Source organism: Sphingobium scionense (assembly GCF_014197035.1).
In the GTDB taxonomy this organism is placed as follows: domain Bacteria; phylum Pseudomonadota; class Alphaproteobacteria; order Sphingomonadales; family Sphingomonadaceae; genus Sphingobium; species Sphingobium scionense.
Map to the genome: position 1 here is coordinate 72423 of NZ_JACIEU010000007.1, position 13289 is coordinate 85711.

Annotated in this window: 15 protein-coding genes; 4 read left to right on the plus strand and 11 right to left on the minus strand. The window is 66.0% G+C overall.

Going from position 1 to position 13289, the window contains the following annotated elements; genetic code table 11:
* The first annotated feature begins 109 nt into the window (after window positions 1-109).
* On the plus strand, window positions 110-1024 hold the full coding sequence (locus tag GGQ90_RS09690) for a DUF2171 domain-containing protein (RefSeq protein ID WP_188081968.1): 915 nt from the start codon (window positions 110-112) through the stop codon (window positions 1022-1024).
* Window positions 1025-1228: 204 nt separating this feature from the next.
* On the opposite strand, the gene GGQ90_RS09695 is transcribed toward GGQ90_RS09690, so the two are convergent.
* The 3 genes from GGQ90_RS09695 to GGQ90_RS09705 all read right to left on the minus strand — a co-directional run bounded on the left by GGQ90_RS09695 (window position 1229) and on the right by GGQ90_RS09705 (window position 4416).
* Window positions 1229-2062: an HpcH/HpaI aldolase/citrate lyase family protein gene (locus GGQ90_RS09695; RefSeq protein WP_188081969.1), complete on the minus strand. Its 834-nt coding sequence runs from the start codon at window positions 2060-2062 to the stop codon at window positions 1229-1231.
* Window positions 2059-2511: a MaoC family dehydratase gene (locus GGQ90_RS09700; protein ID WP_188081970.1), complete on the minus strand. Its 453-nt coding sequence runs from the start codon at window positions 2509-2511 to the stop codon at window positions 2059-2061. The genes GGQ90_RS09695 and GGQ90_RS09700 overlap by 4 nt, the downstream gene beginning before the upstream one ends.
* A gap of 63 nt (window positions 2512-2574) precedes the next feature.
* The gene (locus GGQ90_RS09705) at window positions 2575-4416 is read right to left on the minus strand and encodes an ATP-binding protein (protein WP_188081971.1); all 1842 of its coding nucleotides are present in this window, start codon (window positions 4414-4416) and stop codon (window positions 2575-2577) included.
* 67 nt (window positions 4417-4483) lie between these two features.
* On the opposite strand from GGQ90_RS09705, the gene GGQ90_RS09710 reads away from it, so the two are divergent.
* Window positions 4484-4816, plus strand: a complete 333-nt coding sequence (locus GGQ90_RS09710) for a GIY-YIG nuclease family protein (RefSeq protein WP_188081972.1) — start codon at window positions 4484-4486, stop codon at window positions 4814-4816.
* A 79-nt stretch (window positions 4817-4895) separates the two neighbouring features.
* On the opposite strand, the gene GGQ90_RS09715 is transcribed toward GGQ90_RS09710, so the two are convergent.
* Window positions 4896-6497, minus strand: coding sequence for a carboxyl transferase domain-containing protein (locus GGQ90_RS09715; protein WP_188081973.1), 1602 nt, complete (start codon window positions 6495-6497; stop codon window positions 4896-4898).
* A gap of 39 nt (window positions 6498-6536) precedes the next feature.
* Here GGQ90_RS09715 and GGQ90_RS09720 point away from each other — a divergent pair, with 39 nt between their 5' ends.
* The gene (locus GGQ90_RS09720) at window positions 6537-6875 is read left to right on the plus strand and encodes a DMT family protein (RefSeq protein WP_004211232.1); all 339 of its coding nucleotides are present in this window, start codon (window positions 6537-6539) and stop codon (window positions 6873-6875) included.
* Window positions 6876-7029: 154 nt separating this feature from the next.
* Here GGQ90_RS09720 and GGQ90_RS09725 read toward each other — a convergent pair whose 3' ends face one another.
* On the minus strand, window positions 7030-8175 hold the full coding sequence (locus tag GGQ90_RS09725) for an isovaleryl-CoA dehydrogenase (protein ID WP_188081974.1): 1146 nt from the start codon (window positions 8173-8175) through the stop codon (window positions 7030-7032).
* A gap of 85 nt (window positions 8176-8260) precedes the next feature.
* Between GGQ90_RS09725 and GGQ90_RS09730 the strand changes: the two genes are divergently transcribed.
* Complete coding sequence (locus tag GGQ90_RS09730) at window positions 8261-9133, plus strand: LysR family transcriptional regulator (RefSeq protein ID WP_188081975.1); 873 nt, start codon at window positions 8261-8263, stop codon at window positions 9131-9133.
* On the opposite strand, the gene GGQ90_RS09735 is transcribed toward GGQ90_RS09730, so the two are convergent.
* From GGQ90_RS09735 to GGQ90_RS09760, 6 genes are all read right to left on the minus strand, one after another.
* A complete protein-coding gene (locus tag GGQ90_RS09735; protein ID WP_188081976.1) occupies window positions 9130-9975 on the minus strand; it encodes a bestrophin-like domain in 846 nt (281 codons plus the stop codon). The two genes, GGQ90_RS09730 and GGQ90_RS09735, sit on opposite strands and share 4 nt — an antisense overlap.
* Window positions 9976-10264: 289 nt before the next feature.
* Entirely contained in the window at window positions 10265-10450 is a 186-nt protein-coding gene (locus GGQ90_RS09740) for a Trm112 family protein (RefSeq protein ID WP_188081977.1), read from the minus strand.
* A gap of 8 nt (window positions 10451-10458) precedes the next feature.
* Window positions 10459-11073, minus strand: a complete 615-nt coding sequence (locus GGQ90_RS09745) for an LON peptidase substrate-binding domain-containing protein (protein ID WP_188081978.1) — start codon at window positions 11071-11073, stop codon at window positions 10459-10461.
* Window positions 11074-11087: 14 nt separating this feature from the next.
* Window positions 11088-11999, minus strand: coding sequence for a tetratricopeptide repeat protein (locus GGQ90_RS09750; protein WP_188081979.1), 912 nt, complete (start codon window positions 11997-11999; stop codon window positions 11088-11090).
* Window positions 12000-12096: 97 nt separating this feature from the next.
* Window positions 12097-12534, minus strand: coding sequence for a DUF2141 domain-containing protein (locus GGQ90_RS09755; protein WP_188081980.1), 438 nt, complete (start codon window positions 12532-12534; stop codon window positions 12097-12099).
* Entirely contained in the window at window positions 12531-13283 is a 753-nt protein-coding gene (locus tag GGQ90_RS09760; protein WP_188081981.1) for a sterol desaturase family protein, read from the minus strand. Before GGQ90_RS09760 ends, GGQ90_RS09755 begins: the two co-directional genes overlap by 4 nt.
* Between the last annotated feature and the right edge of the window lie 6 nt (window positions 13284-13289).

Here is a 13289-nt window from a genome sequence, read left to right on the forward strand (position 1 = left end):
CCCGTAACGCCCGGAACGATGCCCTGCGTCACCCATTGATGCCGTGTCGGTGCAAGCAAGCACCACCGCCGAAGTGCAATATCTTGCGGCAAAGATAAGGAGAAGGACAATGGGTTACCAAGGCGGACGACGCTATGGTGGCGATGATCGCTACGCAACCGACTGGGATCGTGGCACCGATCGCTATCGCGCGACGCGCGACGATCGCGCCTATCGCTATGGCATGCGCGGCCAGTTCGGCGGGCCGGGCGCACGCCCCTATCCCAGCGACTATGACCCCGACGAACGCGGCTTCTTCGACCGGGCCGGCGACGAAATTCGCAGCTGGTTCGGCGATGACGAAGCGGAACGCCGGCGCGAATATGACGAATATTATAACCGCCCCTATGGCGACCCGCGCGACCAGTCGAGCCGGCTGGGCTATGCGTCGGCCGCCAGCAGCAGCGACTATCTGCCGGGCCGCGGCTATACGCCCTATAGTGGCGAACGCAGCGGCTATGGCAACGAGGATCATGGCTATCGCAACCGCGCCTTCGGGCAGGGCCATACCTATGGCGCGCATCATGACAGCAATTACCATAGCTGGCGCCAGCAGCGGATCGACGAGCTGGACCGCGACTATGCCGAATATCAGCGCGAACATCGCGACCGCTTCAACAGCGAGTTCGGCACATGGCGCACCCGTCGCGGCGAGCAGCGCCAGGCGGTGACGCAGGTGCGCGAGCATATGGAAGTGGTCGGCAGCGATGGCGAACATGTCGGCACCGTCGACAAGCTGCGCGGCGACCGCATCATCCTAACCAAGAGCGATAGCGATGCGGGCGGTGTCCACCACTCCATCCCGTCCTCCTGGATCAAGTCGGTCGATGCAACCAAGGTGACGCTGGAAAAGAGCGCCGACGAAGCGCAGCATGCCTGGCGCACCGAGCGTGAACAGCAGGCGCTGTTCGGCGATCGCGACGACACGCGCGGTACCTATGGCGCCGGATCGTCGACCAATTATGAAAAGAGCCGCTACCGCTGAGAGTCTGTTTTGACATGCGCCTTTGGCGCATCCGCACCGGCCCACACCCCCACCCGACCTCCCATTCAGGATACACTCTGTGGGCGATCGGGTGGGGGTGTGGGCCGGCACCGCTTATCGAAATGCGCTCTTTCGCGCATTTCGAGAAAAAGCCCGAACAAAGGCGGCGGTACAGGAAGGCCCGGCCGCGATGCCGGGCTTTTTTTATATTGCGGCCAGCACGCGTTGCGCCTGCACCAGATGCGGGCGATCGATCATCTTGCCGTCCAGTTTCAGCACGCCGGCACCCGGATTGGCGGCAAAGGCATCGATCACGGCGCGGGCATGATCGACCTCCGCCGGAGTCGGGGTGAAGCCGGCGTTGATCGCCGCGACCTGGACCGGGTGGATCGCCATCATGCCGGTAAAGCCGTCACGCCGCGCCCGGCCGACATAGGCGGTCAGATCGTCCATCGCGTCGATCCGGGGGAAGACCGTGTCGATCGCCGCGACGCCGGCGGCGTGGGCCGCGAACAATGTCAGGCTGCGCGCCATCTCGATCGGCGCGGTATAGCGGCCATCGGCCTCCCGCGCGCTGGTGGCGCCGATCGATGCGGGCAGATCCTCCGCGCCCCAGGTGAGGCCGGCGAGCCGATCCCGCACGCTGCGATAGCTGCCAAGCTCGAACAGGGCGGCGGGCGTCTCCGTGGCGATGGGCAGGATCGACGGCAGGCGCCCTGCCCCGGCCAGTTCCTCCAGCGCCAGGATGCTGGCCGCCCCTTCCGCCTTGGGCAGCATGATGCCATCGGGCGCGGCCGGCAGGATGATAGCCAGATCAGCCGCCGTCTGCCCCCCCTCCAGCGGATTGACGCGAACGAAGGCGGTGCAATCCCGCCCGCCCGCCAGCCATGCAGCGATCGCGTCACGAGCCATGCCCTTGCGCTCGGGCGCGACCGAATCCTCCAGGTCGAGGATGATCGCGTCCGCGCCGCTCGCCGCCGCCTTGTCGAACCGTTCGGGGCGATCGCCCGGGACAAAGAGCAGCGAGCGGAGTTTCATGCAGACCTCTTCTTGAGCAACGCCATACGCAGGCACTGGCAGACAATCTCGTCCCGCTGGTTGAGCAGGCGATGGGTGAAGGTGACGATGCCGGCCTCGGGACGCGAGCGGCTTTCCTTGAGGTCTGTAACCTCGGTTTCGCAGCGCAGCGTATCGCCGATGAACACCGGCTTGGGCATGACCAGCTTGTCATAGCCCAGGTTCGCGACCAGCGTGCCCATGGTGGTATCCCCTACCGACAGGCCGATCATCAGCGCGAAGCTGAAAGTGCCGTTGACCAGGATCTGGCCGAATTCCGACGCCTTGGCCGCCTCGGCATCCAGATGCAGCGGCTGGGGATTATGGGTCATGCACGTGAACAGCAGATTGTCGGTCTCGGTCACCGTGCGGCGCAGTTCATGCGCGATCCGGTCCCCCACCTGCCATTCGTCATAATGCCTGCCCGCCATATATCGCCCTCTATATAAATATGCACAATAGTGCAATTATCATTCCATGACGCCGGAGCTGGCTCAGCCCTCGGCCTGATCGATTAGCGCCAGCAGCACGCCCTCGCTCACCTGCCCGCCCTCGGCCGCGTTCAGTTCGGCGACCACGCCGTCGAACGGCGCGACCAGGCTATGCTCCATCTTCATCGCTTCGAGCGTCAGCAGCTTCTGCCCCTTGGTCACCGCCTGCCCGGCCGTCACCGCCACCGCAATGATGCGGCCGGGCATGGGCGACAGGATCGCGCCGTCCGACGCCGCACCGCCCGCGCCACCGGCGACACGCCAGGGCGTCATTTCCCAGACCTGCCCGCCCTCGGCAATCAGCACATCCTCCAGCGGCCGGGCTTCACCCAGGCGCGGATCATAGCGCACCGCATGGGGATGGCCGTTCAGCAGGAAACTCGCCTCCGCGCGGACCGGCGCATTGAGTCGGAAACCCGCCAGCGCCCCGCCCGGCGTCAGCGCCGCGGCCGCATCGGCCAGTGCCGCGTCGGACGGATCGGCCGGCGGCAACAGCGCGTCGCCCTCCCGCGCGATCAGGCCGGTGTCCAGCCGGGCCGCCGCGAAGTCCGCATTCTCCAGCGCCTTGACCAGAAAGCCCGCATTGGTGCGCAGCGGCCAGATCACCGTCTCGTCGAGCGCCGCCGCCAGCCGCAGCCGGGCCGCGTCGCGCGTGTCGCCATGGGCGATGACCTTGGCGATCATCGGGTCATAATAGGGCGAAATCGCCGCCCCTTCCTCGACGCCGGTGTCGATGCGCGCACCGCCGCCCAGCTCAAACCTGTCGAGCGTGCCGATCGAGGGCAGGAAGCCCTTGGCCGGATCCTCGGCATAGAGGCGCGCTTCCATCGCCCAGCCATTGATCGACAGTTGCTCCTGCGTCCGCGGCAGCGGCTCGCCCGACGCGACCCGCAACTGCCATTCGACCAGATCCTGGCCGGTAATCTCCTCGGTCACGGGATGTTCGACCTGAAGCCGGGTGTTCATTTCCATGAACCAGATGCGATCGGCGCGCAGCCCGTCGGAGCCGTCGGCGATGAACTCGATCGTGCCGGCGCCGACATAGTCGACCGCCTTGGCCGCATTGACCGCCGCCTGGCACACGGCCGCGCGGGTCGCTTCATCCATGCCCGGTGCCGGCGCTTCCTCGATCACCTTCTGATGGCGACGCTGGAGCGAACAGTCGCGCTCGAACAGATGGACGACATTGCCATGCTTGTCGCCGAACACCTGCACCTCGATATGGCGCGGGTTGGTGATCCATTTTTCCAGCAGCACCTGGTCGTTGCCGAAGCTGGACGCGGCCTCGCGCCGGCAGGACAGCAAGGCGTCGGCAAAGTCGGCCGCAGCATCGACCTTGCGCATCCCCTTCCCGCCACCGCCGGCCACCGCCTTGATGAGGACCGGATAGCCGATCGCATCCGCCTCCGCCGCCAGCCGTTCGGGTGACTGGTCTTCGCCCAGATAGCCGGGCGTGGTCGGCACGCCCGCATCCTGCATCAATGTCTTGGCCGCGTCCTTCAGGCCCATGGCGGTGATGGAGGACGGGTTGGGGCCGACCCAGATCAGGCCCGCATCGATCACCGCCTGCGCGAACTCGGCATTTTCCGACAGGAAGCCGTAGCCGGGGTGAATCGCCTGCGCGCCTGTCGCCTTCGCTGTCGCGATGATCCGGTCGCCGACCAGATAGGATTCGCGCACCGGCGACGGGCCGATATGCACCGCCTCGTCCGCTTCGCGCACATGCAGCGCGTCGGCATCGGCATCGGAATAGACCGCGATCGTGCGGATACCCAGCCGCCGCGCGGTGCGGATCACCCGACAGGCAATTTCGCCACGATTGGCGATGAGGAGGGATTCAAGCACCACAGTCTCCCAATTCGTCATGCTGAACTTGTTTCAGCATCCATTTCGCCGCAGGCTGGGCATTGCGATGGACAAACAGCCTTGCGTCTATATTTTGAGCAGCAAGCCCTATGGCACGCTCTACATCGGCGTAACGTCCGACCTTGTAGGCAGACTTTACCAGCATCGCACCGATAGCATTGCCGGTTTCACCAGGCGCCACGCCGTCCATCACCTCGTCCGGTTCGAGATGTTCGGCAGCATGGAGGCCGCCATCCTGCGCGAGAAGCAACTCAAGCGCTGGCACCGCCAATGGAAGATCAATCTGATCGAGAGCGACAATCCGCATTGGGCCAACCTTGCACCCTCCATCGGGCTTCCAGCCTTGCCCCCGATGGATGCTGAAACAAGTTCAGCATGACGATAGGGCCTAAAGACGCGCGCCCTCCCCGAGACAAGCTCGGGGAGGAATGAGAGGGGCAGCATCGCCTCCACGCCGATCACATCCGGAACACGCCGAACTGGGCGCGATCGTCCACCGGCGCATTGAGCGCAGCAGCGAAGGCCAGCCCGAGCACATCCCGTGTCTGGGCCGGATCGATCACGCCGTCGTCCCACAGGCGCGAGGTCGCGAAATAGGGATTGCCTTCATCCTCATATTTCTGGCGCACCGGCGCCTTGAAGGCTTCGGCCTCTTCCGGCGTCCATTTCGATGCGTCGCGGTGAACGGTCGCCAGCACGCTTGCCGCCTGTTCGCCGCCCATCACGCTGATCCGGCTGTTGGGCCAGGTGAAGAGGAAGCGCGGCTGATAGGCGCGCCCGCACATGCCGTAATTGCCCGCGCCGAAGCTGCCGCCGATCAGCACCGTGACCTTGGGCACCTGTGCCGTCGCCACCGCCGTCACCAGCTTGGCGCCATGCTTGGCGATCCCCTCCGCCTCATATTTGCCGCCGACCATGAAGCCGGAAATATTCTGGAGGAACAGCAGCGGAATGCGCCGCTGGCAGGCCAGTTCGATGAAATGGGCGCCCTTTTGCGCGCTTTCGCTGAACAGCACGCCGTTGTTCGCCAGGATCGCCACCGGCATGCCCCAGATATGGGCGAAGCCGCAGACCAATGTGGTGCCGTAGAGCGGCTTGAACTCGTGAAATTCGCTGCCGTCGACGATCCGCGCGATCACTTCGCGCACATCATAGGGCGCGCGCACATCCTGGGGGATGATGCCGTAGAGGTCGGCCGGATCGAACTTGGGCGAGCGCGGGTCGCGCAGGTTGAGGTCGCTCTGGCGATCGGGCTGCAGGGTCGAGACGATATCGCGCACGATGGACAGCGCATGCTCATCATTGTCCGCGACATGATCGACCACGCCCGACTTGCGGCCATGCAGGTCGCCGCCGCCCAGATCCTCCGCGCTGATGACCTCGCCCGTCGCCGCCTGCACCAGTGGCGGGCCGGCGAGGAAGATGGTGCCCTGGTTGCGGACGATCACCGTCTCGTCCGACATGGCCGGGACATAGGCGCCACCCGCCGTGCAACTACCCATGACGCACGCGATCTGCGGAATGCCGCGCGCCGACAGGTTCGCCTGATTATAGAAGATGCGGCCGAAATGGTCGCGGTCGGGGAAGACCTCCGCCTGGTTGGGCAGGTTGGCGCCGCCACTGTCGACCAGATAGACGCAGGGCAGCCGGTTTTCGAGCGCGACTTCCTGCGCGCGCAGATGCTTCTTCACCGTGACGGGATAATAGGTGCCGCCCTTCACCGTGGCATCGTTGCAGGCGATCATCACCTGTCGCCCCGACACCCGGCCGATGCCGGCGATCATGCCGGCGCCGGGCACCTCGTCGCCATATTGGCCAGTGGCGGCGAGTTGGCCGATCTCCAGGAATGGCGAGCCGGGATCGAGCAGACGCTCCACGCGATCGCGCGGCAGCAGCTTGCCGCGCCCGACATGCTTGTCGCGCGCGGCCGGCGATCCGCCCAACGCCGCGTCGGCGACCTTGCCGCGCAATTCCTCCGCCAGCGCGCGATTATGCGCAGCATTGGCGCGGAAGGCTTCGCTATCGGGCGACAGCTTGCTGTCCAGAACCGGTGCGCTCATGCCCTCGCCTTCCCGGCGTCCGCGTGCCACAGAGCAGATATGCCCACCATCATCCTCCTCATCCTCTCCAACCTGTTCATGACCACCGCCTGGTACTGGCACCTCAAAGGCGGCATGAACAAACCGCTGATGCTGGTCATCCTGATCAGCTGGGCGATCGCCTTCGTCGAATATTGCCTGGCGGTGCCCGCCAACCGCATCGGCTTTGCCCATGGCTGGTCCGCCGGACAACTCAAGATCGCGCAGGAAGCCATCGCCCTCGTGATCTTCGGCATCTTCATGGTGACGGTGCTGGGCGAACCGCTCCACTGGCGCCACGCGGCGGCCTTTGCCTGCATCATGGCGGCGGTCGGCTTCCTGTTCGTAGGGCGGAGCTGATTCAGGAAAGAACGGCGCCAGCCCTTCAGACGAGGCACGGGACTCGTCTGAACCCCACCCGGCCGCCCACGACAATATCCTGATTGGGCGGCCGGGTGGGGGTGCGGGCCGGTGCGGCCAAATGCGCTCTTTCGCGCATTTGCAGACAGACTCCTCACGCCCCGATTAGCTCGCGGCCGATCAGCATACGACGGATTTCATTGGTGCCGGCGCCGATATCGAGCAGCTTGGCGTCGCGCATATAGCGCTCGACCGGCCAGTCCTTCGTATAGCCCGCGCCGCCAAGCGCCTGCACCGCCTCCAGCGCGACCTTGACCGCATTCTCGCTGGCCAGCAGGATCGCGCCGGCCGCATCGAAGCGGGTGGTCTTGCCCGCGTCGCAGGCGCGCGCAACGGCATAGACATAGGCCCGCGCGCTGTTGAGCGCGACATACATGTCGGCGACCTTCGCCTGCATCAGCTGGAACGCGCCGATCGGCTTGCCGAACTGCCTGCGTTCGCGAACATAGGGCAGCACCGTGTCGAGGCAGGCCTGCATGATGCCGAGCTGGATGCCGGCAAGTACGGTGCGTTCATAGTCGAGGCCCGACATCAGCACGCCGGCGCCGCCATTCAGCGGCCCCATGATATTTTCTTCCGGCACTTCGCAATCGTCGAACACCAGTTCGGCGGTCGGGCTGCCGCGCATGCCGACCTTGTCGATCTTCTGGCCGATCGAGAAGCCGGCAAAGCCCTTCTCGATCAGAAAGGTGGTGATGCCCTTCGATCCCTCGCCGGTCTTGGCATAGACGACGAGCGTGTCGGCCTCGGTCGCGTTGGTGATCCAGAATTTCGTGCCGTTGAGGACGTAGCGGTCGCCCTTCTTCTCGGCCTTCAGCTTCATCGACACGACATCGGACCCGGCGCCAGCCTCCGACATGGCCAGGCTGCCGACATGCTCGCCGGAAATCAGCTTGGGCAGATAACGCGCCTTCTGCGCGTCATTGCCCCAGCGGCGGATCTGGTTGACGCACAGATTGCTGTGCGCCCCATAGCTGAGACCTATGGAGGCGGAGGCCCGCGCCACTTCCTCCTGCGCCACCACATGCTCCAGATAGCCCAGGCCCAGGCCGCCGTCGGCCTCATCCACGGTGATGCCGTGCAGGCCAAGCGCGCCCATGGCGGGCCACAGGTCGCGGGGGAACCAGTCCTTCGCGTCGATCTCGGCCGCCAACGGGGCGATATGATCGGCGGCGAAACGGGCGGTGCTTTCGCGGATCATGTCCGCATGCTCGCCCAGGGCGAAATCGAAATCACTCATTGGCATCTCTCCTGCGCCGCACCCTAGCCCTGAACGCGGCAAGGGAAAAATTGAAACCACGGGCAGGAGTGTATAGTTTCCATCTATGATCGAACGTTATCTGCTGCGCTATTTCCTGGCGGTCGTGGACCAGGGCAATTTTTCCCGTGCGGCGGCACATTGCCTGGTGTCGCAACCGACCCTGTCGGTCGGCATCGCCAAGCTGGAACAGGCGGTCGGCGCATCCCTGTTCCTGCGCAGCAACCAGCGGGTCGAACTGACCGAGGTCGGCAGTCGCCTGCTGAGCCATGCGCGGCGGATCGAGCGCGAGTTCAACCTGGCCGAACAGGCGGGCGCGCAGACGGCAGATATACAGACGCTGCGCATCGGCCTGCTGACCAGCATCGCCGGCGCGCCGGTGGCGGCGGCGGTCGCCGCCTGCCCGGCCGAGGCGCGCGGGCGGGTGGAGTTTATTCCGGGGTCGGAGCGCGAATTGCTCGGGCGGCTGGATGCCGAGCGGATCGACGTGGCGCTGACCCTGGTGCGGCCGGGCGCGGCGGACCGCTATGCGGCACAGATACTGGCGGAGGAAGGCTATGGCCTGGCCCTGCCCGCCGGCCATCGCCTAGCCGAACGCGAGACGATCGCGGCGGAGGAACTGGCGGGCGAGACGATGATCGTGCGCCGCCATTGCGAGGCGCTGTCGGCGACCAGCCGCTATTTCGTCGATCGCGGCATCCGTCCGCATTTTGCCTATCGGTCGACCAATGACGAGCGGGTGATGCAGATGGTGGCGGCGGGCCTGGGCGTCACGGTGATGCCGCTTGGGCATGGCTGGCCCGGCATGGCGCGGGCGACGCTGCGCGACTTTGGCGAGCAGCGGACCATCGGCCTGCTCCATGGCCCCCGCGCCATTCACCTGCGCGAGACGCCACCGCCGATGCTCCGTGCATTGGCGATGGCATTTGGTCGCGCTTAGGGCGCGGGCACAGCGACCGGTTTGCGCCAGATATCGAAGGTGCCGGGCGGCTGCTGCTTCAGCGTCTCGCGCAGTTCGATCATCGGCCCCTGCCCTTCGACGATATTGCCGCCCGCCGGTCGGTCGATGTCGATGATCAGCATGTAGGACATGGTGAAGAGCAGGAACAATATGCCCGCCAACAGCCGCCCCTGCGTTTCCGACCGGGAATAGCCCAGCATCCCTGCCGTCACCGCGATATAGACCCACAGGGCCAGGAACACTTCGCCCGGCACCCGAACCTTGCGCGCCGCCTTGCGCGCGCTGTCCATGTCGATCACCTCGTTGACGGTCGAATGAAGCGAGGACGCGAGCGCCGAATTGCCGATCGTGTCGGTCGCGGCCAACGTGCCCGCCCATAGCTCGACCAGCAGCCGGTCGCTGGCGACGATCAGCGGCGCCATCTTGTCCGGGCTGGCCGTGCCCAGTTGGACGCGATTATTGGTGTAGCTGGCCAATATCTGCGACAGCCGCGTGCGATGCGGTTCGGGCAGGCCCTGGACGCGCAGATAGCTGGTGCCGATGGCATTGGCCTCCTGCAACACCAGCGCGCGGCGCGTTTCGAACCGGCCGACCGCCAGCGCGAAGGTGAAACCCAGCAGCAGCGCGACCAGGCCGATCACGGCGGAGACAATATAGCCTTCCGCCCCGCCCTCTTCCTTGGCGCCATTGTTCGTCAGCATCCGGCGCACGCGACGACGCAGAAAATAGCCGGCCCCCGCCGCCAGCGTCATGGTCGCCAGCATCAGCAGCCCGACCAGCAGGATGGGCAACTTGTCCAGAAAATCTGCCAGATTGGCCATATGACCCCCTCAGTTTATCGGGGGCAGCATGTCCCGTTTTCGGTTCCGGGAACCATCGGGCGAAACACCGGCATGGCTCAGGGATTATCCCTAGTGGCCACCCTGCGCCAGCGCGATCGATCGCGCCCGCGCCTGCCCGTTGGAACCCGGCTACGCGCATGGCAGGGTTGATATATCAGCCGAGGATGCGGCAACAGGGCACCTGTCCGACAGCCGCAGCCGCCGCAACGCCACCGCGCGGAGCATCCTTCAGTGTTTATCCTGATAATGAGGCAGGCGCGTCCCTCCGTCAGGAAAGCGCGATCGCTTCCCGCACCACCAGCACCGGCACCCCGTCGCGCACCGGATAGGCGAGGCCCGCCGCGTCCGATACCAGTGCCTGGCGCGCCGCGTCCCAGCGCAGCGGCGTGCGCGTCGCCGGGCAGACCAGCTTGGCCAGCAGCCACAGGTCGATCGGGGCCGTTTCTTCGCTCATAGTCTCGCTCACTGCATCGTCGCGCCGCCGTCGCGCTCGGCGCGGCCGACGATCTGCATCAGCTGGATGATCCGGTCCGCCCGCTCGCTCAGCGTATCGGCCTCCAGCAGCGTCTGCTTGGCCGCCGGGTCGAACGGCGCGATCTGGGCGATGCCGTTGACCAGCGCCACATCGTCCAGCCGCGACACCGCCGTCCAGTCGACCGCATAGCCCAGCGCATCGGCGAAGCGCCGCGATTCCTGCTCCAGCGCCGCGCGCTCGACCATGTGCAGCGCCTCATCCTCGGGCGGCGCCTGCTCGACCTCCGCCTCGATCTGGCGGAACAGCGTCGACACCTCCAGCTCGCGCACCAGCCGGAACCGGGCAAGGCCAGTCAGGATGATGTTGAACCGGCCATCGTCCAGCGCCTCGATATGGCTGATCCGGCCCAGGCAGCCGACATCGAACAGCGGCGGCTTTGGCCCCTCGCTGCGCGGCTGGATCATGCCGATGCGCCGGTCGCGCGCGGACGCATCCTGCACCAGCGCGCGGTAACGCGGCTCGAAGATATGCAGCGGCAGCTCCATGCCCGGCAGCAGCAGCGCGCCGGACAGCGGAAAGATCGAGATGCGCGCGCGATTCACCGGCTCACCGATCCTCAGGAGAAGAGGATCTGCGACAGCTTGCGCCGCTGCGCCGCCACCCACGGATCTTCCAGCCCGACCGCCTCGAACAGGGTCAGCAACTGCGTGCGCGCGGCGCCGTCATTCCAGGCCCGGTCGCGGCGCACGATCTCCAGCAGCTGCTCGGCCGCGCCATCCCGGTCGCCATTGCCCATCAGCCCGGTCGCCAGCTCGAAGCGCGCTTCATGATCGTCACCATCGGCCGCCAGCCGCGCCTCGACCCCCGACAGGTCGGCCACGGGCCTGGCATTGCGGGCCAGCGCCAGCGCCGCCTTCGCGCGCTCGATCGCCTGATCCTTCTGCATCTCGGCGGGCAGTTCGGCGAGCAGCGCATCGGCCTCATCCAGCTGCCCCAGCGCCACCAGCGCGCGCAGCAGGCCGCTCAGCACTTCGGCATTGTCCGGCGCGATGTCGGCAATCTGCTGGAACACCGACAAGGCGCGCTCCGCCTCGCCGCCGGCCAGCATCTCCTCGCCCATCGCGATCAGCGGCGCAATCTCTTCCGCCTGCGCCTTCTCGTCCGATTCGATCGGCAACTGGCTCAGCAACTGATCCAGATATTGCTTGAACTGCCCCTCGGTCCGCGCCTGGCTCAGGTCCGCGACCGGCTGGCCCTGGAACACGGCATAGACGGTCGGGATCGACTGGACGCGGAACTGGCTGGCGATGAAGCCATTTTCATCGACATTCACCTTCACCAGCTTGACGCCCTTGCTGGCATAGTCGGCGCACACCTTCTCGATCACCGGCGCCAGCTGCTTGCACGGGCCGCACCATTCGGCCCAGAAGTCGACGATCACCAGGCTCGTGCGCGAAGGCTCCACCACATCCTGGCGAAACGCCTCCACGGCCGCCTTGTCGGCCTCGCTCAGTCCCAGGGTCGCCACGCTTTCATTCTCCTGCAATGCGGTTAGTCGCCGCCGTCATACAGCGCCTTATGTGGGGCGTCACCCCTTGCGGACAAGTCGTGACGCACGCGCCGCCCTACAGGAAATATTTGAGCCTGATCGCCTGCCGCACCGGCGCGCCGCTCACCACGAACTCGGCCGACTGGAAGCTGGGCGCGCCGAAGCGCAGCACCGGATTGCGCGAAAAGCCCACCCCTTCGCGCGGAATGCCGGCAAATGTGTCCAGCTTGCCATTGCCATTTTCGTCATGGATGATCGCGATCGCATAGTCGCCCGGCGCCAGATTGCCGAGCGGGATGGCATTGCCCGTCGTCGCCACGATCAGGTGGCGCTTGTCCGGGTCCTTGCTGCAATCGGGGAAATGTTCGGCCGATCGCGCCACGCAGATCAGGATGCGCCCCTTGGCCGATCGCAGCCCCTCGGCCGTCATGCTGATCGGCTGGGCCAGGTCCACCGGCGCCGCCCCCGCCAGTCCCGCTATCGCCACCCCCGCAAACACCAACCGACCGATCACGCCTGTTCCTTCCTGAAATCGCGCCGAAATTCACGCCTGAATTCACCCAGCCCCCGGTCGGTGCCGCACAGCCGGTCCCAAACGCGAAAATAGAGGCCATAATTGCACCGATATTGCTCATGATGCCGCTGATGATGGCTGGCGGTAATCAGCCAGCGGCCGATCGGCCCGCGCACCATCCAGCGCGGAAACATCTCCCACCCCATATGGTTGGACACGCCCATGATCGTCATGATCGACAACACCACGCCCAGCGCGCCGACATGGATCGGGATCAGGAAGACCAGCGCCGGGATCACCACCGCCCCGGTCAGCGCCTCCCACGGGTGAAAGCTCATCGCCGCCCAGGCGGTCGGCGGCCGGCTGGCATGATGGACGGCATGGGCGATGCGGAACAGCCGGGGTGCGTGCATCCACCGGTGCGTCCAGTAGAACCATGTGTCATGCGCGGCGAGATAGAGCAGCACCGACACCGGCAGATACCAGAGCGGATAGCCGCCGACATCCTCATAGATGCGCGTCCACCCCCGCGCCTGCCAGCCCCAGGCGACGACACCGGCGGGAATGCCATAGATGGCGGCGGACGCCAGCGACCAGCCAATCTCCCGCCCGATCTGTCGCCCCTGCCCGCGATAGAGGCCCGGCTGCCGCACCCGCGTCGCCAGCGCAAAACCGCCACTGGCGATCAGATAGCGCACCCCGACGATCAGCGTCATCGCCAGCGCGGACAAGAGGATGGCAGCGACCATGGCGGG

Excerpts from the sequence above, each read along its gene's own strand:
- GGQ90_RS09690 (WP_188081968.1), top strand. The coding sequence starts at position 110 with ATGGGTTACCAAGGCGGACGACGCTATGGTGGCGATGATCGCTACGCA.
- GGQ90_RS09695 (WP_188081969.1), bottom strand. The coding sequence starts at position 2,062 with ATGAAACTCCGCTCGCTGCTCTTTGTCCCGGGCGATCGCCCCGAACGG.
- GGQ90_RS09700 (WP_188081970.1), bottom strand. The coding sequence starts at position 2,511 with ATGGCGGGCAGGCATTATGACGAATGGCAGGTGGGGGACCGGATCGCG.
- GGQ90_RS09710 (WP_188081972.1), top strand. The coding sequence starts at position 4,484 with ATGGACAAACAGCCTTGCGTCTATATTTTGAGCAGCAAGCCCTATGGC.
- GGQ90_RS09715 (WP_188081973.1), bottom strand. The coding sequence starts at position 6,497 with ATGAGCGCACCGGTTCTGGACAGCAAGCTGTCGCCCGATAGCGAAGCC.
- GGQ90_RS09720 (WP_004211232.1), top strand. The coding sequence starts at position 6,537 with ATGCCCACCATCATCCTCCTCATCCTCTCCAACCTGTTCATGACCACC.
- GGQ90_RS09725 (WP_188081974.1), bottom strand. The coding sequence starts at position 8,175 with ATGAGTGATTTCGATTTCGCCCTGGGCGAGCATGCGGACATGATCCGC.
- GGQ90_RS09730 (WP_188081975.1), top strand. The coding sequence starts at position 8,261 with ATGATCGAACGTTATCTGCTGCGCTATTTCCTGGCGGTCGTGGACCAG.
- GGQ90_RS09735 (WP_188081976.1), bottom strand. The coding sequence starts at position 9,975 with ATGGCCAATCTGGCAGATTTTCTGGACAAGTTGCCCATCCTGCTGGTC.
- GGQ90_RS09740 (WP_188081977.1), bottom strand. The coding sequence starts at position 10,450 with ATGAGCGAAGAAACGGCCCCGATCGACCTGTGGCTGCTGGCCAAGCTG.
- GGQ90_RS09760 (WP_188081981.1), bottom strand. The coding sequence starts at position 13,283 with ATGGTCGCTGCCATCCTCTTGTCCGCGCTGGCGATGACGCTGATCGTC.